This is a genomic window from Promicromonospora sp. NPDC057488, assembly GCF_042802395.1.
Taxonomy (GTDB): domain Bacteria; phylum Actinomycetota; class Actinomycetes; order Actinomycetales; family Cellulomonadaceae; genus Promicromonospora.
Map to the genome: position 1 here is coordinate 1 of NZ_JBHVEG010000002.1, position 18655 is coordinate 18655.

Here is an 18655-nt window from a genome sequence, read left to right on the forward strand (position 1 = left end):
GGAACGAGGCTGCGTCGGGCTTGGCGCGGGAACTATACTCGACACATGCGAACGGGGAATAAGATGGTTGGGTCGCCGAGTGAGGCAGAACAGCGTGCTGGTTTCGTGGTACTCGTGACGTCGGCGCTGGGGGGCGTTGCTGGTGTAGTGGTTCCCATGTGGTCGGTGCCCTGGTCGACCGGGTACGGCGGGTGGCCGCTAATTCTTGTACTGGGCATTCTTGTGGTTCCAATCGTGGGCGTGATCTGCGGTGCGGGTATCATCGGCCGGCTCAAGGCTGGGGTGTTGGTTGCCTTTGTGGATCTCGCCATCGCAGTCGCTGCGTTCTTCCTAACGTTCTTTTTGATTGGGCCCGGTTCGATTGTGGGAGCCTGGCTTCTGCTCGCGGCGACGATCTTTCGAAAGGATCAACCTACTCGTCGGCTTCTTATGATTGGCGGATTGGTGGCATTTGGGGTAACGCTGCTTACGAGTTCCGGCATTCTTTTGCATTTCCCGTCCGTGGCTCTCCCGCTGGCCATCGCTTTGAACGTCTGCGTGGTCGTCTATCTTGCGTTCCTCAGTCTTCGGCAGCGGCGAGAAGTTTCTGACGAGCTAGGGTCGGTATTGCAAAGCCGCAGCTAGTGCTTGGTCCCGCATTGGCAATGGAGATGCATGCCCTGCTGTGTTCGTCATTGAGCCATTCCCCGTAGCTGGCGTGTCGCCGCCGACGTCGAAGTCGATGTAGAGCGCCGGGCAAAGCTGCCTCTGCCTTGCGCGATGGTCGAGTGTTGGCACGGCAGTTACAGACTGGACAGGTCGAGCGCGGACACCCGCCGGGCAGCTGGCCCTGGCCGTCGTTGGACCAGGTGGTGGTGGCCTGCTGCTGGTTCGCGGACAGGACCGTGGTCAAGCGGGACGCCCGGGACAGCCGGATCGGGCCCTGCACGACCGTGTCGCTACCTCGAAGGACGCCATTGACCTGCCCGTGCGACGGTGCCGTCCTTGACCAAGGTGGCGCTGCCCGCGACGATCGCCGGGAACGCGCGGGTGAGCATCGACCGATAGATGAAGCCTGTGCTGGGAACGCCGGGGTTGGTTCGTTTTGCTCTGTTCCTCTGTTGCCTTGTTCGCCGGCTCCGGGTCTGGCAACTTCCAGGACGAGCGAATCGGCAGTGTGTACCGGTATCCGCTCGCGTTGCTCGATGAGTGGATCCGGGCGAATGTCGCACAGACGGGGCCCTCGCGCGCTGAGGCTGCATCATGACCGGGGCCAAGAAGAAGCAGGCAGTGCCTCCGCTCGGTGCGGATGTGCGTGGTGATGTCCGTACCCGTGAAGGCGCGCGGCTCGGCACCCGGTACCTGGCGCGGGTTCGCTGGACCCATCAGGTGTCGCACGTCCGTGAAGAGGCCGCCGCTACGTTCTCGTCGGACGAGGCAGCGCACGCCTGGATCGATGAGCAGAAGTCGATCGCGCGTACCGGCGTGAACCCGGGCCAGACCCTGGAGGCGTACATCAACGCGATGGGGGAGCGGTGGGCCCGATCCATCGATCGGACCTCGACCTATGACCCGTACGCGGCCGGCCTCAAGCTGCGAGTCATCCCGGAGCTCGGGCACATCCCGGTCGGCATGGTCACGGCCAGCCTCATCGATCGGGCGATCGATCGGTGGGAGAAGACCTCCGGCCACTCGACGGTGAAGAGCACGGTCGCGGCCCTGGTCCATGTCCTGGATGACGCTGTGCGTGACGGTCTGCTGCCGAGGAATCCGGCCAAGGATCGTGCTCGGCGCAAGCAACCGGGCCAGGTCAAGGACGGGTCCGACGTCAATCCTCGTGAGCTGGCGCTGCCTGACGTGGCGACGCTCGACAAGCTCGTTGCTGCCGTCGTGGAAGCGCGTGGGGATCAGTGCTGGGGTGACATGGTGCTGCTGCTCGCGACGACGGGGATGCGGATCAGTGAGGTGTCCGGGCTCGTTGTCGGTGACGTCGACCTCACGGCCGGCTTGATCTACGTGCGCCGGCAGAAGTATCCCGGGCGTGGCGGGCTGATCGTGAAGTCGACCAAGGGCCGGCGCAATCGTGTCGTGCCGATCATCTAGCCGGCTCGCGAGACGCTCGAACGTCTGACGGCTGCCGGTCGGCTCGACGACTCGCCGCTGATCAAGGGACCACGCGGCGGCACCATCACGACCGCGACGCTTCGGGATGCCATGGACTGGGACCGGCTCGTGACGGACCTCGGTATCGCCGGACTCGTCCGGCACGGGCTCCGGCACACGGCCCTTACCTGGATGGCCGACAGCGGGGTGCTGCTCCATGTGCTCCAGCGGGTGGCCGGCCACCAGGACCCGGCCATGACTGCGCGTTACCTGCACCCGGACCATCGAGCGCTGACCGACGCCGGGGCGACGTTCGGTGCCTGGTGGGCGGCCGGCAGTGCGGCATCGACTACGCCGGCTGCCAACGACGCGGAGCCGGCATGTACCCGGATCGGGGACGGATCGGGGACAAGTTCCGTTCCGATGTCCGTCGAAGTGAGGGCTTCAAGGCAACGAAAAACGCCCCTCACCTGCGTGAACAGGTGAGGGGCGATCTGTCGGGCTGACAGGATTTGAACCTGCGACCCCTTGTAGTAATCAGGGGCCTGTGCCGGACGATCAAGACTGATGGGATTCCGCAGAAATCGTTGGAATCTCGCAGGTACGCGGCTGCGCACCGCCCCGATCATATCGGACTGGATCGGGTTGGGCACGGGTTCAATCCGGTGGCAAAAAGGTGGGTACGTAAATCCTCAGGGAAGCCTGGTCGGGCTTGCTGTCGTCTCTCGTTGGGAGGTTCGTACGGGCGGAAGTGATGTTGTCTCGGGTGCACCTGACAGTCATGGAAACCAACCAACGACCCGAAGCCCTGACGAGTGGGCTCGAACCACTGCTGACATCCCACGACCTGGCCGAGTACCTCGGTATCCCCGTCTCAACGGTTCGCGACTGGCGCGTCGATGGGAAGGGCCCGTGTGGCGTGTGGGTGGGCAAGCACCTGCGGTACGCGGTCAGCGATGTGCAGGCATGGCTCGCATCGCAGCGAGAGTCCGCACCTGGACGTCGCCCGGTGGGGCGGTGACAGGCGTGGTCAGGGCTCGGATTCCGATCGGCACGTTCGGCAGCATCAACACCACCCAGAACGGTCCCAGGTCATGGACCGCGCGGGCGAGGTTCCGGGACCCAGACGGGGTCCTGCGGCTAGTCGAGGCCACCGCCACCACTTCCACGGCCGCGGAGCAGGAGCTGAAGGTCAGGCTCGCTCACCGCACCCGGATCATCGCCGGCGTGAGCGACCTGCACCTGCACAGCCCGTTCCCCGACCTGGTCCGCGTCTGGCTCGAGGACCTCGACCTGGACCCCGACCTCGCCCAGGGCACGAAGGACCTGTACGAGCGAGACATGCGCACGTTGGTCTTGCCGGTGTTCGAGCATTTTGTGCTGCGGGAGATCACGATCAGTAAGGTCGACCGGTTCCTGCGCGCCCTCGCCAAGCAGTCCTACTCCCGGGCTAAGCACGCGAAGGTTGTGTTGAACCTGGCGTTGGGGATGGCGCACCGGTATGAAGCGATCGAGAGGAACCCTGTGACCGGCACGAAGCGCCTCAAGCGACCTGTCACGCAGGCCACGGCGTTGACCCTGGAGGAGATCCAGGCGATCCGGGCCGCGGCTCGCACCTGGCGCCGCGAGACCAAGGCGCCTGGGCCCAAGCCGGACGGGCAGCTGGAGGTCATCATCGAGGTCATGCTCGGCTCCTCTCTGCGGATCGGGGAGGTCCTCGCCCTGCGGAAGTGCGACATCGACCTGACGACCACCCCTGCCACGTTGCAGGTTTCAGGCACGATCGTGTCCCCGAAGGGCAAGCCGACCTACCGGCAGCCGCATCCCAAGACCCGGACGTCGGTGCGGCGGATCGCGATCCCTACCTACACCGCCACCGCACTGCGCGGCCGGATGGTCCAGCTCGCCGGCCATGAGCCCGGCACCCTCGTGTTCAGCACCCGAAACGGGACACCGTTGACGACGAACAACGTCCGCCGGCGGCTGCGCGACGTCCTCGCCACAGCGGGCGTCACCGGAGTGACGCCGCACTCCTTCCGGCGAACCGTGGCCACCACGATCAACCGGGCCGCCGGCGCCGATCTCGCGGCCCAGCTCCTGGGGCACACAAGTGCGGAGATCACCCTCAAGCACTACATCGAACCCGACACGAACATCGACACTCGCACCGCCACCATCCTCGAAACATTCGCACCAAACCACACCAGCCGTTTGAACGAGGCTGGAGACTACCAATAGGACAGATCGCCCATGGCGGGGCTGGTGTGAGCTCGAGGGGCTGCCTCATCCGACCGGCACGAATTGCTTGCTGGCCTGATTGCGATCAGGCGCCGCTGTGGAGCTAGGCGAGTTGAGCCTCACATCTTGGCGGAGCGCAGTCGCCAGGCCCATCGTCTTCGACGAGACCTAGTGCGGCCACCGCGCGACCCTTCAAGACAAGGCGGTGAGGGATCCAAGTCACGCTCAGGCGCGGTGGTCGATGTGTGACGGTGGCTGGTGGCGATAGTCGATTTGTAGGCTTCCGCCATGATCGTCCAGATGCCCGAGCCGGTGTCCGCCGTGGCCGAGGGCTCAACGGGCTGGGAGAGTCCGTCGGTTCTCGTGCCTCTCATCGTCTCGCTTGTCGCCCTTGGCGGCGTGATCTTCAGCAACTGGTACAGCGGCAAGAACATGATGGAGGCAGAGGCGAAGCGCAGAGAGGCCGCTGTAGTAGCCGAGGATCGCCGACATGAGAACGACCTGAATCGAGCACGCCGCGAGCACATGCTCGACGTTGTCCGCGATGCCTATGTGAGCCTGGAGGGTGCGCGGCGCGAACTCACAATCACAGCGCGGCATCTCAGTGGTTGGCACAGCGACATCGATGCCTGGAGAGAGCATGGCGATGTGCAGCGCCAAGCGTTCTATGCAGCCTTCCAGCAGTTCGAGAGCGCGCACGACGCCGTGAATCTGCTTGGAAGTGATGAGGTCCGCAAGGTCTCCGGGAGGCTTCTGGGTGTGGCCCGCGTCATGCGGCTCGCTAGCAGGGCAATAACTGGGGAAGTCAAGGTCGTAGCGATTCAATCGTCCGTCGGTGAGCTCACCAGAAACCTCCCGATGGTCGAAAAGCACAGTAATCGACTCCTGGGGGTGATGCGGAGCGAGCTGCACGTTCAAGGCCCTACATAGAGATCGCGCGGGTAGGTGCTCGTGCAGTCAGGGGCGGCAGCGTGGTCGGCCGTCCCAGTGGTGGTTCTTCCATGCCTCGCAGATCAGTCGCCGGATCACGATGACCGCGTTGATCCGGGCGACGAAAGCCTCGATCACCAGCGCGCGGCGCTCGTGCAGACGCGCACGATGTTGAAGCCGCAGCAGTTCCAGAAGTTGGTCCGTTCCACGACCCACCGCCGGGTGTGGTCGAGCAGGGGCTGAGGCCGTTCAGAACGGGGGCTCGATACCCAGCTCGCCGAGTGGTTCGTCCCGGGGTGGCAGGAATCCGTAGGCCACCGCCTGCCCGCGGGGACGGGGCGGGATGAGGCCGTGGAGCTGCAGCTGGGCGCGGATGTGCGCGGTTTCGCGTGCTGCGGCGCGGTAGCCGTTGATCGTTGGGCGGAAGCGTTCCCAGCGGGTTCCGTCCTCGTCGGACACGATCTCTTCCCGGTACCCGCGGCCCAAGTCCTGCAGGACCTCGGCGGCGAAGTCGGGTGCGTCGACGACACGCTGGATGCTCCCCGCGGCCTGGATCAGCGGGTACAGGCAGAACGAGGGCTGTGGATCGGGGTCGTAGGTCCAGATTTGCGAGTCGTAGACCTTCTGGCTGTAAGCCTCGTATCCGTCCCACACGCGTCTTGCGGTGCGGAGCCGCGACGCGTTGGCTCCGGAGCTCATACCAGCGATGCCGAGAGTGAGTGCATGCCAGCGTTCGGCACGCAGCGCTTGGTCGAAGTTCATCGCGGGCATGACAGCTCTCTCCTCGGTGTTGGTCGGTGAGCGGTCCGCGTGCTACAACGCGGGTCCGTCGGCCTCGTGCGTCGACCTGTGCGGTTCGTTCGCAGCCGGCGACGGGTGAGGCCCGGGCCCGGGCGCGGGGCGTGGCGTGGCGTGCAGCCTGAAGTCGATCGCGATGTCCGTGAGCTCGTGGAGCACGTCGCCTAGGTCGACGCCGAAGGCCCCACCGAACGGTGTCGCGGTGGTGACACCGGGCTGGACGGGGTCGGGGACGATGTTGCCGAGAACAGCCTGTGGCGCGAGGGCGTAGCACTCGTTGATCAGCATGTTCGGGTGCTCGTGAACCCGGACCGGGGTGCGGCGAATGAACGCTATGCCGCTTGGCGGGTGGCCGGGTTCGCGGCGGCGCAGAATGAGCAGGTCGACCGGGCTGTCCAGGAGCGGCGCTCGGCGTAGCGCGCCGGCGGGCAGGCGGACGGCTGCGATGAGGTCGGCGTGCTCAGCGATCGAGCGTCGCGGCCTTGCGTCAGTGCCTTCCAGGAGTTGGCGGTGGGCCAGGGCGACCAAGAGCCCGCCGGGCCGGAGCCAGTTCAAGGCCTGGAGGATCAGGTCATGGTGGGTGATGGTGATCTCGATCTGCCGGTCGCGAGTCATGAGACGGACATCGGCCGCGGAAAGATTAGCGATCACGACATCCGCCGGGCCGGTCTCAGAATCGTCGACCGGTCTCATATCGAGGTCCGAGTGGGGCCACCGGGTATCTCCGGGCAGGTTCCCGGAGAGCAGGATCTGGTCCTTGAGGCCTTCGTCGGCCTCCACGCCGTCGACGATCACGAGTCCGTCCATAGTGCGGGGCGCGTCCAGGGGAGCACCAGCGAGGATCTCGGCGTCGCGTCCGAAGGCCAATAGGCGCCCGCTGGTGTATCCCAGGGCTTTGATGTGTCCCCACATCTGCTTCGAGATCGTGTGGTGCGCCTCGAGCGCCGGGGTGTTGGAATGCAGATCGATGGCGAGAATCTCGAGCGCCGCGTCCATCCTGGCTTTGCTGAATTCCACGATGTTCTCTCCCTGGTCTCCGGGTAGTTGTTGGTGTCTGGTCGGGGTTACAGGTGCAGTCCGGGTGGTTCCTCCTGCAGACGGGTGGCGTGCCGTGGTGCCGGCTCGCCACGTCCCGGGGTCGGGTATGTGGTGCTGTTCGCGTGCTGGTGGGCGATCTCGTTGAACACGCCGACCAGGCGACCGGGCCAGGTGCGGTCAGGGTCGTGGACGGCGAGCTGCTGCATGCCCCAGTAGTCGGTGCCCACGTCACGGGTGCCGAGCACTCGGTCACGGTGGGTGGTGAAGTAGCTGCTCTCGTGGAGGCCGTCTTCGGTCGACCAGTGGACGTCGGGGAACTGCAGGCCCGTGTCCGGGTAGCCGCTGTCGCGGCGCCGCAGGACCAGAACGTCGACTGGTGCGTCACAGGCTGGGGCGGCCCGCAGCGCGTGGGACGGGAGTCGTGCGGCGCCGAGGAAGTCGGCCATCTTGGCCAGGCGTGCCCAGCGCGACGGGTCCGGGTAGTCCAGGACCGAGTGGTTGGCCAGGAACACGGCGTGCCCGCCTGGTGCCAACGCGTCCAGGGCCTCGATGGCCTGGACATGGAAGCTGTGCAGCCGCATCGCCCGGGTCTCCCGGCTGCGCAGGTGGATGTCGCTGTACGGCATGGACGCGACCGCGACGTCGAAGGGTCGCGCCATCTGAAGGTTCAGGGGGTTGCGCGTGACCGGGAACGTCTCCCAGTGCGTGCTGGGCCGGGATCCGGGCACCGGGCCCTGCCATCGGTCGTGCACCGGGAACCCGTCAGCGTCGCGAGCCTGAGGCCAGTTCGAGTCACCCGTGAGCAGGACCTGGGGGTCCACACCGAACGCCAGCGTCCGCCCACCGACCGGCGCCCCCAGGTCCCGCAGCAGGTCCCAGATCATGGGCGCGAGCTGAGCGTGCGCACCCGTAGCTTCCGCCTGAGCCTGTGCGATCAGGGCGGCGCGGTCTGCCCGCTCCCAAGCCAGTTGCGTATGCGATGCGGCGGTCATGACCGGTCCTCCCCGTCCGCGTCGGGGCCGGCCGGAGGTTCGTCTGACGCCGGGCTATCGCCGTCGGGTGTCGGCAGGTGCCAGGACCGGTGCAGCCGACTGATCTGCTCGGTACGGATCCGTTCGATCTCGGCCTGGGCCTCGGCTTCGATCTGGCGGCGTCGCGCGACGTCATCGGTGACGAAGGCCGCGAAGTCCGCGGCCCGGTCGGTGACTGCGACTGGGACCGGGCTGGGCGCCGGGTCCTCACCGGGCCACGTGGTGCGGCGGGTGGGGCGGTCCTCGGCCAGGGTGGTGCCGCAGCGCTGCACCCAGTCCCGCAGGCGGCGCCGCGTGTCGCCCAGGTCGCGTAGCCACATCAGTGGGGAGCCGGGGTGGGCGTCCTCGGCATGCCCGGCCAGCCACGAGGTCCGCAGCGCCGAGAGTTCCCAGACCAGCTCGGGGTGCCGGTGCCAGATCGGCGGCAGCTCCTGCGGTGTCAGCCCGAAGTCGTCGCGCAGCCAGTAGACGAACGCGTCCAGCTGCCACCACTCGTGCTCGGCCCGGTCAGCGTCGAGGGTGTTCCAGTTGATCGGCATGACCGGTTCCGGCTCTGCCGGAAGCAGCAGGTCTGCATCCGAGGGCGTCGCGGCCCCGCCCGGGCTGGCAGCCGCACGGATCGTGGGAGACGGCAGAACGTCGCTGGTCTCGTCCGTCGCGTCATCCAGACCGTCGACGTCGGGCAGCGGATCTCCGTGTCGCCACCCAAGCATCCGCAAGAGCGAGAGCTCGGACGCATCGGCAGGCACACCGCTCTGTGCGGCCGGCAGCTCGTCTTGCGGGGCCGGGCCGGGAGGGCGGGGGTCGTCCGGGTCGGCGCCGTGTACCTGGTCCGGGCCGCTCACGACGCACGCCCCGAGCCGGATACCGCAGCGAGTGTGGCCGGGCGCGGCCGTCGGCGGGTGCGGGTGACCTTGTACCGGGTCCGTGCCGCGTCGTGCCCGAGCCGGCGAGCGACGAACTCCTCGCGCTGCACGATCTGACCGTCGCGCGTGATGTCGTAGGTGTTGACGTGCCCGGAGGCGATGAACGCGTCACCGGGCCGGAACCGGGTCCGGGTGCGCTGCGTGGACTCGTGGAAGACGACCAGGTCACACGTGACCGGCTCACCGGGCGTGAACGTCTCGCCCTCTCGCTGCCACTGCTGGGCGCGTACCCGTGCTCGCAGCACGGGTACGCCAGTGCGTGTGGTGCCGGGCCGCAGCCCGGTCAGAAGCACGCCCTCCAAGCTCTGGCGAATCGGGATCGTCATGGTGGCTCCCTGCTCGGGTCACGGACGCCGAAGTGCGTCCCGTCTCCCTTGCCAGGTGCACGACGACCACCACCTGCCGACGCAGTGTGGGAGCCGGGCGGGTGCTGGTTCACGCAGTGAGCAGGCACCCAGGGCAGAGGTCTCGCGAAGGTCCTCGGCCCTCGGCCCTCGGCCCTCGGCTGCAAGCGGGCCACACCGTCGTGGTTGCTGTTGCCTGCTGCGCCGTCCGGGCACCAGTTGGTGCACGAGCGGAACCCGCTTCTGGGCGAGATCAGCCGGGCGATGAGCCTGTCCGTCGCGGGGTAGCCCGCCCAGGTGCGCGGGGGAGCGTCCGGTACTGCGCCTCCTGACGTGCTCGTGAACTGGGCACGTCGGGCGGTGTCGGTCCCCTGGAGGGTTCTGCGGGCACGACACGGGCGACGTCGGTCCAGTGCAGCCACAGGCCGGTATCGGTGCGGCGGTCGTTCTCGTTCGGGGTGACGTAGACGAGCACGAAGGTGTTGTTCCATCGGTTGGCGTGCCCAGGAACCCAGATCGCGCGGTCGGGCCAGCACAGGCGCGCGACCACGGCGACCGGGTCCCAGGAGTAGGAGGGCTTGACGGGCACGCCGCCGACGGCGGCGGCGGGCCAGTCGTTGATCAGCCCGGTGAGGTCGTACACCACGAGTCACCCCGCCTGTCGGCGGGCCGCGGCGCGGGTGGCGAGCGCGGTCGGGGCGGTGGTGCCGTGCCGGGCGACGTCGAAGCGTGCGCCGGCGCCGTCCATGCGAGATCGACGGGTCACGGACAGGTGGGTCTCTCGCAGCCAGTAGGCACCATGGTCCGGGCCGCTCCACCTCGCCTGCTCGACGTCGAGCGCGAGCGCTGCGCCTTCCCAGGGGCCGGGAGAGAGGATCGTGGTGGCGCGGTGCCGGGCCCGGGCCAGGAGCCGGCGTCGCTCGCTCACCGTCAACACAGCTCGAGGGCCGGCGACGACGATCTCCACGCCGTCCAGGAGCGCGGCGAGGACATCAGCCGCCCGGCCGCCAGCGTTCGGCACGGCAACGACGCGTTCCAGGTCGACGCCGGCCTCGGCCAGCGCCACGGGGCTGAGGTCAGGCCAGCCGACCAGCGCTATCCACCGCTCCCGCTGTGTCGCGCCCAGGAGCCAGCACATCAGGCTGACCGAGTCCCGGGCGGTGACTGCCGCGCCGGTCGGCAGATCACCGTCGGGCAGCAGCGCGGTCAGGGGGGCGGGCGGGGGCGGGGCGAGCTCCACGACCTGATCGTGGTGCTCGACGCCGACTCGACGCTCGACCATCTGGAGCGCAGCACGGGCACGCTCCAGTGTCGTCGGAGGCGCCACGGTATCGAACATGCGTTCTATTGTATGTGCGAACACTGCGGTTTACTGGCCCGCCGCAGAGCTGGGTGCTGGGGCCCCGGGTTGGGTTAGGGGCGGCGCGGCTGGTATGTGTCGGCCCGGTCGGGCACGCCGATGCCGCCGATGATCATCCAGTCTTCCGGCACCTGGCCGAACAGGATGTCGCGGGCCTGCTCGTAGGTCGCGGCCTCGGCTTCGATCTCGCGGGCCTGGGAGTTCTCTTCGCCGCGGACGGCGGCGCGGGTGTCGATCGTGGCCACGGCCTTCATGCTGGTGCCCTTTCTGATGGTCTCGCTCAGCACCATGATGCGGCCGACCCCTGACGCACACGTGCCGCGCGCGAGGAACTCGGGGGTGATCTCCGTGACACGGCCGGTGACCACGCCGCCGCCGCCGGTCGCGACCGTGTGTGCCGATTCTGTTGTCGAGCCACGTGGTGGCGTCGTCGACAGCCACCGTCTGCCGGGCATTGGGCGGCAAGCGCCCGGGCGTCAGAGGTGCAGGTCGTCGCGCGCGTTCGGCCGGTCGCCCTGACCGATGGGTCGCGGCGCGGCCGGGGCTTGCGGCTGGTTCGACGTCGGCGTGCGTAGGAATCCGGGTGCGGTCAGGCCTTGCTGCGTCGCGGTGCCCCCGATCCGCGTGAACGCCTCCTGCATCCGCTGACCCAGGCGGGTCCGGTCGGCCGACGGGGCCAGCAATGTTGCGCCGTCGGGCCCGGGTAGGACCCGACCCAGGACATGCTCAGGGTGGGCGGCGAAGTATTCGTTGATGGTCACAAGCCGCTGGCCGAGCGCGATAGGGGAGGTGTCCGTGAACGCGTGGCCTGCGCTCCGGGCACCCGTAGGGCGACGGCGCAGCAGGACGACGTCGAACGGCACACCCAGCCCGTCGGGGGACGGGCGTGGCGGCACCCGCAACGCGCCGACCAGGTCGGCCTGCCGGGCGAGGTTCCTGCGCCCGGCGGGGTCGGGGCTGTCCAGGACCAGGGAATGCACGAGGGAGACGCTGATCCCTGCTCGCGCCGACAGGACGATCCCCTCGGTCAGCACCTTGCTCCCGTAGTCGGGCAGGGCCTGCGCGCGCTGCCCTGTGGAGGGCGACTGCCGGAACGGGACGTCCTGCAGCACGACGCCCAGCTGCCCGCGGTATTCAGGCAGCCGCGGCAGGTCCCTTCCCGGGTGATGCAGCTGGATCCGGTCGTGCTCGGACGCGTCAGGGACCATCGCGACGAACGAGAGGTACCCGGGTGGTGTGCCGGCGGGTCGCAGGTGCGGTGCGCGGCCGGCCAGCGCGTCGCTATTGGCGCCGCGCCCGCCCAGGTAACCGCTCTCGTAGCCCAGTGCCCGGAGCATGGGCCACAGGTGCCGGCTCACCTGCCAGGCATCGGCCAGGGCGACCGGGTCGCCAGCGCCCATCGCGCGGCGCAGCTCGCCTCGGGATGGTGGGTTGGTGGTTTTCGTCGAGGGCTCCATCGGACTGCTCCTGTCGCTAGCGGTCGTGTTCACCGGGCCGGGACCAGCACGGTCCTGGCGGGTCAGAGAGGCGGTACGGGGTCCGTGGCCGGAGCTGGCCGGTCCGTCTCGGCACCGGCCCGGGTCGGTGCCTGCGATGTCAGCCAGGGCGTGGGCGAGATGCCGATACTGGAGGACGTTCCCGGCCGGGCCGTTGGCGCGTGGGCGTGCGTGATCTGGTCCAGCACGCGCGGGAGCCGGTTCTGCCAGGTCCGCTTGGTGTCGATGACGGTCAGCTGTTCCAGGTCCCACTGGTCGGTCCGGGCCATTGGCAGGCCCAGAACGTGCTCACGACGGGAGCGGTAGTAGGTGGTGACAGGGATCCCGGCGCCCGGCATCCATTGCGATCGCGGCACCACGAGTCCGGTGCCTGGCCGGTCTGATCTGGGGGAGTGGCGGCGGAAGATCATCAGGTCGGCCGGTGCGTCGCACCGGTCCTCGGCCCGCAAAGCGTGGGACGGCAGGCGGGCGGCGCCGAGGAAGTCGGCGGTCTGGCCGGCCCGTTCCCATGGGGTGTGCGCGGAGTTGTCCAGCCCGGCACTGTCCAGGATGGAGTGGTTGGCCAGCGCGAACACGAGCCCACCCGGTGTGGACTTCTCCAGGGCCGTGGTGAGGTCTTCGTGGAACCGGCGCTGCTGGTAGGACCAGGCCGCCAGGCTGCGGACGTGCACGTCCAGCCCGACCTGGGAGATGACCTGGACGGCGAACGGTCCCCGGGCCCGGCCAGCGGCTGGTTGCGGGTTGACGGTGTAGGCGGGGTAGGGCCACCGTGGCGGGACCTGCGCCTGCCACGGGACTGATCCTTCCCACATGTTCGCGGTCGGGTGCGTGACCGGCGTGGTGCCGATCAGCTGCGCGGACCCGGACCCCACGACCAGCACGTCGGCACCCGCTGGGACGCCCAGGGCTTGGGCGGTGTGCCAGATCTGCCCGGCCAGGAACTGGTGCCCGCTGGTCGCGTCAGCCCGGGAGTGCGCGGTCATCGCGGCTCGGTCGGCCTCGACCAACCGTTCCTCGTACCGGTCCATGACACCCCTTCCTGAGTTCCTGCTTCCTGAGCTGCCGCGCCGTCGACCTGCCCGGTGCGTGCCCGCGTCCCGTGCGATGACCGGAATGCGGATCTGGACTGGTGCGCTTTCGCTTCGCACTGCGGTCGTTGTTCAGGTGTGCGCACCGCACCACCCGACGCTCCGGCTGCGGCACGACCGGCTAGCCGCGGCTACAGAAGCGGGGAGTCGCCCGGGTCCACGGAATGCGACCGCGCAGAAAGGCCTGGCGGCGGGTCAGTCCGCGACGTGCTCGGCCCAGTGGTCAGGACGGTGATGGCGGTGGTAGCGATCTGGTCGAACGCGACCTGCAGGAGCCGGCCCAGCGGTTCGGGTCCGGGCAGGACCGTGAACGTGCCGGCCTCGGTCAGCTCGAGGTGACCGAGCGCGTGGTCGGGGTTGTCGAGCCAGTACTCGTTCAGGTGTCCCTGCCCGGTGCGGGTCTTCACCTCGCGTGCTGCGGGGATCCCGGGGCCGGGCCGGCTCGGGTCGCGATGGTGCAGGATCAGGACGTCGGTCGGGCCTTGGGCGTGGCTGTCGGGGCGCATCGCACCGGCCGGCAGCCGCACCGCTCCGACCAGGTCAGCCCGCTCGGCGATGATCCGACGCAGGTCGGCCTCGGGGTCGTCGAGGAACACGGGCGAGGCTAGGGCGACCGTGAACCCGCCCGGCGCAGTCCTGTCCAGCGCACTGACCAGTACTTCGCGGTGGTACTCACCCAGTCGGGTTCGCCGGTCTGGGTCGAGCAGGGCCGCGTCGTGGAAGGCCAGGTTGAGCAGTACCAGGTCGTACCGACCCGGATCGTCGCCACTTCCGAGCCCATGACCTGGCAGGTCGTGGTGCGGCCACTTCGTCGTGGGTGGGATCGGCGCGTGGAAGCTCAGATGGCGGCGCGGGTCGTTCGGGTAGTGCGGGTGCGGACCGACGCCGGCGAGCAGGTCGGCATCGACGCCGGTGGCCACCAGGGACCCGGTCAGCCGGCCCGTCGTGTCCGTGATGGCTTTGAGTGCTGGCCAGAGGTGGATCGCGATCTGCCAGTGCCGATTCGCGGCCGAGAGCCGGAAGTGCTCTTCCAGTGCCAGGCCGTCCATCACCGCCTTGGCCTGACCCACCAGGTCCGTGGCGGGAACGTCCGGGCCCATGATCAGCTGCGCGGCGAGACCGAAACCACCGGCGGGCCGCTCGTTCCGCGCACCGTCGTGCGTGTCCGCATGGTTGTTCATGATGAATCCCTCCGGTGCTGCTGGGGCCGTGTCCTGGTTCTCGCCGCGAGCGGCGGCGCGTGACCGGCGGGCCGGTTCACAGCGATGGGTCCGGGCGGCCCGGCCCGGCATCAGGCGGCTGCGGTGATCGCAGACCCGTGCCGCCAGGCCCGATACCGTGCGGGCCAAGGTCCGCGGGGGAGCCCCGTGCGGCGCCGGCCGTGCCGGTACCGCAGACCAAGCCGCGGTCGAGGGCGGTGTGCACGATCTCAGCGAGGGCGAGCCCCAGATCCAGGTCCAGACGCCGGGAGACCTGGTCGGGCTCGACGGTCAGCCGCGCGGGCCCGTAGGGCAGCAGCCGCAGAGTCGGGCGGCCGAGCACGTCCCCGATCCGGGTATGGAAGTACTCGTTCGGGCGGACCGGGACACCGTCGAGCCGCAACGGCACGCTGGTCTCGAACCGGGCACCACGACCTGGTTGATCATCGGCACGGCGGCGCAGGATGAGGAGGTCGACGGGGTTGTCGCACCCGGGTACGTTGCGCAGCGCACCCGCTGGCAGACGCACGGCACCGAGCAGATCGGCCAGCACCGCCATGGCCCTGCGCGGGGCTGCGTCCGCGGCGTCCAGGACGTCGGCACTGACCACGGCCGCGACCAGGCCACCCGGCGCGGTGTAGGCCACAGAGCTCAGGACGTCCTGGTTGTGCTCGCGCCACCGTTCCAACCGGAACCGGCCATCGTGGTGGACGACGTCGGAGTTCGGCGCGTTGAGGAGCACGATGTCGAACACGCCTGGCGTGAACCCGGGATCGAACTCGGTCAGCACCAGGTCCCGGTGCTGGGTCCCGGGGCGAGGGATCGCACCGTGCAGCTGCCCGAGGCGGCCGGGATGCGGGGCCCGTTGGACAGGCAGGGCGCTGGCCAGGCTCTCCGGGTCGAGGCCGCGGACCAGCATCCGGCCGCCGGTCACGCCCAGGGCACGCAGCACGGACCAGATCTGCTTCGCCAAGGCAGCGTGTGCCTCGGCGGCGCTGGTCTGGGCATGGTCGCGCACGGCCAGGATGTCGGCCAGAACGGCCGGGTGACCCATCGAGAAGGACCGGTCATCGTGAAACGCTGTACTCACCGTGGGCTCCCTTCCGCGCAGGTGATGCCGTAGGGCAGGTGCGCAACCCGCACCGCACCCACGACCGCGCAAGGACCGGTCGGGTGCCGTACCTCACCGGCACGGGGCCCAAGGGCGGTCGCGGACCGTCATGCGCAGGTCGTCGGCCCACGGCGCCCTGGGTGGGCCCGGTTGGGTGGGGCTACAGGTCGATCTCTGGCCCGTGCGGAGGCTCGGGCCGGTGGGATGGTCCACGTGCGGGGTGCGGGCTGTCCGCCTGGCGCGGCCCAGGTCCCGCGACCAGGTTCCGGGACCGCGCCGAGCGCACGATCCGCCGCAGGGACCGGCTCAGTTGGTCTGCCAGAGGCGAGTCATCGGGCCGCACGGTGAGACGGGGTAACCCGCCGAGTATTGGCCGGGCATCGAGAGTGCCCAGCACTTGCCAGGGCTTTTCGGCGTAGTAGCGGTTGACGTGTTCGTGGCCGCGAGGAATACCGCTCGGGGGCAGCAGATGCTCGACATGCAGAAAGGCGGACTGATCGGTCGGCACATCCTGATCCGGGCGCCGACGGACCAGGATCAGGTCGGTCGGGTTGTCGCAGCCGGCGACGTTGCGCAGCGCCCCGCCAGGCAGCCGGACGGCGCCCAGCACGTCGCCAAGGGCGGTGACCGCCTCCCGTACCCCAGGGTGGGGGTCGTCCATGACCTCGCGGGGCATCAACGCGGCGAAGAGCCCACCGGGTCTGGTACGAGCCAGGCCGGTGAGCAGGGCCACATGCCGAATCTGCAGGAAGTGCTCGCGAAGCCCAGGTTGGTGGACCGTGACGTCGCCGAGGTGCGCGTTGTGGATCACGACGTCGTACAGGCTGCCCGGCTCATCGACCAACGACTCCACCGACACTTCGTGCGGGTCGTCCGTGCCATCGTCGGTGCGTGGCCGGTCGGGTGGGATGTCGGCGACCAGCATCCCGTACCCGTCTCCGTCCATGACCTGGACCCGGTCACGTGGTAGCTGGGCGAACTCGTGCGGGTCGATGCCGGTCACCAGCATCCGGCCGTGGATCGCTCCGAGGTCCCGCAGCGCCGTCCAGAGCCGGAACCCGACCATGGCGTGCACCTTTGAGGCGTCGGTCTTGTTGTGGTCCTGGATCGCGAGGTCGTCGGCGCGCTGCCACGCCGATTCGATCTCGTCGTCGGCATACGGGTTGTCGTCCATCACGAGCTCTCCTCCGGTGGTTCGTCCTGCTCGGGCACGGGGCCATCTCCGGGCTGTGACTGGTCGTGGAAGTCGGCCGTGTGATGCCTGGTGCGGGCGGTCGCCTGCAGGAGGGCCTCGACCTGGGTGCGGTCCGTGGTGAGCTGGTCGGCGTCGGGTCGGGTGGTCCAGGTGCGCAGGTCGGAGATGATCGGCGGGGCAGCGCGCAGCAGGACCAAGCTGATGCCGAACGGCAGCATCCGGATCGCCTGCGGCGGCATGATCGCGACCCTGCGCACGGCCCGCTGCAGGGTGCGAGCTCCTCGCTCGCCGCGGATGTGGGTGTCGGTGAACTCGTCGCGTTCCCCGATCAGGCTCGAGAAGTCCGCCAGGTCCTTGGAGGATGAGGAGCCGCCGAGGATGACCTTGACGATGGAGGCGTCCCAGATCGCGTTGGCCGCGTTCTCGCCCCACTTGTCTCGTGCCTGAGCGAGGGACTGCAGCACCGGCATGGTGGTCAGTCCGGTGCCGCCGCCTTCGGCCATGAGGGTTGGCAGCGAGGGCAGGGGGGCGAGGTTGCCGATCTCGTCCAGCGCCAGCAGCACGGGCGGGTCCAGGCGTGCACCGGGTGAGGCGGCAGCGAGGTGCCGGGCGGTCTCGACCAGGTCCTCGATGAACGCCGCCACCAACGGCCCGGACGTCACCGACCCGGCCCCAGTGGCCAGGAGGTAGAGCGTGCCGTTGTCCCGCAAGAACGCCTCGGGGTCGAACGACTCGTCCTGTCCGGGAGACACCGAGTCCAGGACGCGGGGGTCGGCCAGGCAGGCCAGAGCCTGCTTGACACCCATCCAGGCGCTGTCCCGGGTGCGGGGGTCGGCTTGGATGATCGACTCCAGCGACTGTCCCCACCCCGTGGCTGCGTCGGGGTGGGACGCGAGGATCGCGGCGGCGTCCTCGGCGGCCGAGGGGGAGTTGGACCACGCGAACAGGTCCCTGGGCGATCGCCCGTCGAGGGCGGCGGCGTGCAGCATGGCCTGCAGCGCGGATCGGGTCATGCCTTCCCAGAACCCGCCGTTCTCCGTCCCACCCCCACCTAGCCCGGTGGCCGACGCCAGGCCGGTGGCGCGGATCATAGCCGTGAGGGGGTCTTCGCAGCCGCGGACGATCGACCACCGCAGGCCGGCCGGCAGGCCCTTGGCCAGGTGCTGCGGGTCGAAGACCGCGACCGGGCCGACACGTTCTCGTGCTTTGAGGGTGACGGTCAGGGCGTCGGGTCGTGTTGAGGTGGTCACGACCGCCCCGGGGGCGTCGAGGATCGCGTTGACCACCATGTGCAGGCCCTTGCCCGACCGCGGCGGACCCAGCACCAGGAGGGAGTCCTCGACCGAGGCCCACACGCCCTGCCCGTGCGCTGCCCCCAGCTGGTACCCGACCTCCGGCGCTGTGGGTTTGCGCAGCGATGGGCGCAGGGTGCGTGACCGTTTGAGCAGGACCCGTTCCGAGGCGCTCTGCGCGACGTCGCGACGGGTCGCCGTGCCGGGGGTGTGGTGCGGGTCGCGGGTATGGCGGTGGTTCATTCCCAGGACGGCGTTGGTCACCTGCCAGAGCACGACACCCACGACACCGAGGAGCAGAGAGAACGTGACCCAATACGCGACCGGGTGCAGACCGTCTGCTCCGAGCACGACGGCGGGGTTGGCCGGTCGGAGCAGGACACCCAGCCCTGTGAGTGCGCTCCCGGTCGGTGCGCTGGCCCCGGTGGCCCAGGCCGCGAGGCTGCCGGCCGTGCGCAGCACGGCGGCCAGTCCGAGCACCGCCCCGAGAGTGATCAGGCCGAGGTCGGTCAGCTCGTCACCCATCG

19 protein-coding genes and 1 pseudogene are annotated in these 18655 nt (G+C 69.1%); 5 read left to right on the forward strand and 15 right to left on the reverse strand.

All coding sequences use genetic code 11. From position 1 onward, the window contains the following. Positions 1-45 precede the first annotated feature (45 nt). The 5 genes and pseudogenes from ACFU5G_RS00630 (at position 46) to ACFU5G_RS00650 (ending at position 5250) form a co-directional block, all read left to right on the forward strand. A complete protein-coding gene (locus tag ACFU5G_RS00630) occupies positions 46-624 on the forward strand; it encodes a hypothetical protein (protein ID WP_377239682.1) in 579 nt (192 codons plus the stop codon). 987 nt (positions 625-1611) lie between these two features. Continuing rightward, positions 1612-2568: pseudogene (gene xerC, locus ACFU5G_RS00635) on the forward strand (tyrosine recombinase XerC). A 295-nt stretch (positions 2569-2863) separates the two neighbouring features. Continuing rightward, entirely contained in the window at positions 2864-3103 is a 240-nt protein-coding gene (locus ACFU5G_RS00640) for a helix-turn-helix transcriptional regulator (RefSeq protein WP_377239874.1), read from the forward strand. Beyond that, the gene (locus ACFU5G_RS00645) at positions 3049-4320 is read left to right on the forward strand and encodes a tyrosine-type recombinase/integrase (protein ID WP_377239684.1); all 1272 of its coding nucleotides are present in this window, start codon (positions 3049-3051) and stop codon (positions 4318-4320) included. Before ACFU5G_RS00640 ends, ACFU5G_RS00645 begins: the two co-directional genes overlap by 55 nt. Positions 4321-4608: 288 nt before the next feature. Next, a complete protein-coding gene (locus ACFU5G_RS00650) occupies positions 4609-5250 on the forward strand; it encodes a hypothetical protein (protein WP_377239686.1) in 642 nt (213 codons plus the stop codon). Between the two features lie 27 nt (positions 5251-5277). Here the strand turns inward: ACFU5G_RS00650 and ACFU5G_RS00655 are convergent, their stop codons facing one another. The 15 genes from ACFU5G_RS00655 to ACFU5G_RS00725 form a co-directional block, all read right to left on the reverse strand. Further along, a complete protein-coding gene (locus tag ACFU5G_RS00655) occupies positions 5278-5466 on the reverse strand; it encodes a hypothetical protein (RefSeq protein ID WP_377239688.1) in 189 nt (62 codons plus the stop codon). A 33-nt stretch (positions 5467-5499) separates the two neighbouring features. Further along, positions 5500-6021 carry a hypothetical protein gene (locus ACFU5G_RS00660; RefSeq protein ID WP_377239690.1) on the reverse strand — a complete coding sequence of 174 codons (522 nt, stop codon included), beginning with the start codon at positions 6019-6021 and terminating at the stop codon, positions 5500-5502. Between the two features lie 42 nt (positions 6022-6063). After that, the gene (locus ACFU5G_RS00665; RefSeq protein ID WP_377239692.1) at positions 6064-7065 is read right to left on the reverse strand and encodes a hypothetical protein; all 1002 of its coding nucleotides are present in this window, start codon (positions 7063-7065) and stop codon (positions 6064-6066) included. A 47-nt stretch (positions 7066-7112) separates the two neighbouring features. Then, positions 7113-7970 (reverse strand): hypothetical protein, encoded by an 858-nt coding sequence (locus ACFU5G_RS00670; protein ID WP_377239694.1) that lies wholly within the window; start codon positions 7968-7970, stop codon positions 7113-7115. A 104-nt stretch (positions 7971-8074) separates the two neighbouring features. After that, positions 8075-8962, reverse strand: coding sequence for a hypothetical protein (locus ACFU5G_RS00675; protein ID WP_377239696.1), 888 nt, complete (start codon positions 8960-8962; stop codon positions 8075-8077). Continuing rightward, positions 8959-9369 (reverse strand): single-stranded DNA-binding protein, encoded by a 411-nt coding sequence (locus ACFU5G_RS00680; RefSeq protein WP_377239698.1) that lies wholly within the window; start codon positions 9367-9369, stop codon positions 8959-8961. The genes ACFU5G_RS00675 and ACFU5G_RS00680 overlap by 4 nt, the downstream gene beginning before the upstream one ends. A 271-nt stretch (positions 9370-9640) precedes the next feature. Next, the gene (locus tag ACFU5G_RS00685; RefSeq protein WP_377239701.1) at positions 9641-10030 is read right to left on the reverse strand and encodes a hypothetical protein; all 390 of its coding nucleotides are present in this window, start codon (positions 10028-10030) and stop codon (positions 9641-9643) included. A gap of 6 nt (positions 10031-10036) precedes the next feature. Next, complete coding sequence (locus ACFU5G_RS00690) at positions 10037-10726, reverse strand: hypothetical protein (protein WP_377239703.1); 690 nt, start codon at positions 10724-10726, stop codon at positions 10037-10039. A 74-nt stretch (positions 10727-10800) separates the two neighbouring features. Continuing rightward, positions 10801-11115 (reverse strand): hypothetical protein, encoded by a 315-nt coding sequence (locus ACFU5G_RS00695; protein WP_377239705.1) that lies wholly within the window; start codon positions 11113-11115, stop codon positions 10801-10803. A gap of 108 nt (positions 11116-11223) precedes the next feature. Then, positions 11224-12204, reverse strand: a complete 981-nt coding sequence (locus ACFU5G_RS00700) for a hypothetical protein (RefSeq protein ID WP_377239707.1) — start codon at positions 12202-12204, stop codon at positions 11224-11226. 62 nt (positions 12205-12266) lie between these two features. Beyond that, positions 12267-13271, reverse strand: a complete 1005-nt coding sequence (locus tag ACFU5G_RS00705) for a hypothetical protein (RefSeq protein WP_377239710.1) — start codon at positions 13269-13271, stop codon at positions 12267-12269. A 191-nt stretch (positions 13272-13462) separates the two neighbouring features. After that, the gene (locus ACFU5G_RS00710; RefSeq protein ID WP_377239712.1) at positions 13463-14680 is read right to left on the reverse strand and encodes a hypothetical protein; all 1218 of its coding nucleotides are present in this window, start codon (positions 14678-14680) and stop codon (positions 13463-13465) included. Continuing rightward, a complete protein-coding gene (locus ACFU5G_RS00715; protein ID WP_377239715.1) occupies positions 14589-15620 on the reverse strand; it encodes a hypothetical protein in 1032 nt (343 codons plus the stop codon). The genes ACFU5G_RS00710 and ACFU5G_RS00715 overlap by 92 nt, the downstream gene beginning before the upstream one ends. Before the next feature lie 181 nt (positions 15621-15801). Further along, positions 15802-16815, reverse strand: coding sequence for a hypothetical protein (locus ACFU5G_RS00720; protein ID WP_377239718.1), 1014 nt, complete (start codon positions 16813-16815; stop codon positions 15802-15804). Then, positions 16815-18653, reverse strand: a complete 1839-nt coding sequence (locus tag ACFU5G_RS00725) for a type IV secretory system conjugative DNA transfer family protein (protein WP_377239720.1) — start codon at positions 18651-18653, stop codon at positions 16815-16817. The genes ACFU5G_RS00720 and ACFU5G_RS00725 overlap by 1 nt, the downstream gene beginning before the upstream one ends. Positions 18654-18655 lie beyond the last annotated feature (2 nt).

What these genes read in the sequence shown, in the direction of transcription:
- ACFU5G_RS00680 (WP_377239698.1), bottom strand. Translation starts at nt 9,369, where the DNA reads ATGACGATCCCGATTCGCCAGAGCTTGGAGGGCGTGCTTCTGACCGGG.
- ACFU5G_RS00720 (WP_377239718.1), bottom strand. Translation starts at nt 16,815, where the DNA reads ATGGACGACAACCCGTATGCCGACGACGAGATCGAATCGGCGTGGCAG.
- ACFU5G_RS00690 (WP_377239703.1), bottom strand. Translation starts at nt 10,726, where the DNA reads ATGTTCGATACCGTGGCGCCTCCGACGACACTGGAGCGTGCCCGTGCT.
- ACFU5G_RS00700 (WP_377239707.1), bottom strand. Translation starts at nt 12,204, where the DNA reads ATGGAGCCCTCGACGAAAACCACCAACCCACCATCCCGAGGCGAGCTG.
- ACFU5G_RS00660 (WP_377239690.1), bottom strand. Translation starts at nt 6,021, where the DNA reads ATGCCCGCGATGAACTTCGACCAAGCGCTGCGTGCCGAACGCTGGCAT.
- ACFU5G_RS00645 (WP_377239684.1), top strand. Translation starts at nt 3,049, where the DNA reads ATGGCTCGCATCGCAGCGAGAGTCCGCACCTGGACGTCGCCCGGTGGG.
- ACFU5G_RS00650 (WP_377239686.1), top strand. Translation starts at nt 4,609, where the DNA reads ATGATCGTCCAGATGCCCGAGCCGGTGTCCGCCGTGGCCGAGGGCTCA.
- ACFU5G_RS00725 (WP_377239720.1), bottom strand. Translation starts at nt 18,653, where the DNA reads ATGGGTGACGAGCTGACCGACCTCGGCCTGATCACTCTCGGGGCGGTG.
- ACFU5G_RS00640 (WP_377239874.1), top strand. Translation starts at nt 2,864, where the DNA reads ATGGAAACCAACCAACGACCCGAAGCCCTGACGAGTGGGCTCGAACCA.
- ACFU5G_RS00705 (WP_377239710.1), bottom strand. Translation starts at nt 13,271, where the DNA reads ATGGACCGGTACGAGGAACGGTTGGTCGAGGCCGACCGAGCCGCGATG.
- ACFU5G_RS00630 (WP_377239682.1), top strand. Translation starts at nt 46, where the DNA reads ATGCGAACGGGGAATAAGATGGTTGGGTCGCCGAGTGAGGCAGAACAG.
- ACFU5G_RS00670 (WP_377239694.1), bottom strand. Translation starts at nt 7,970, where the DNA reads ATGATCTGGGACCTGCTGCGGGACCTGGGGGCGCCGGTCGGTGGGCGG.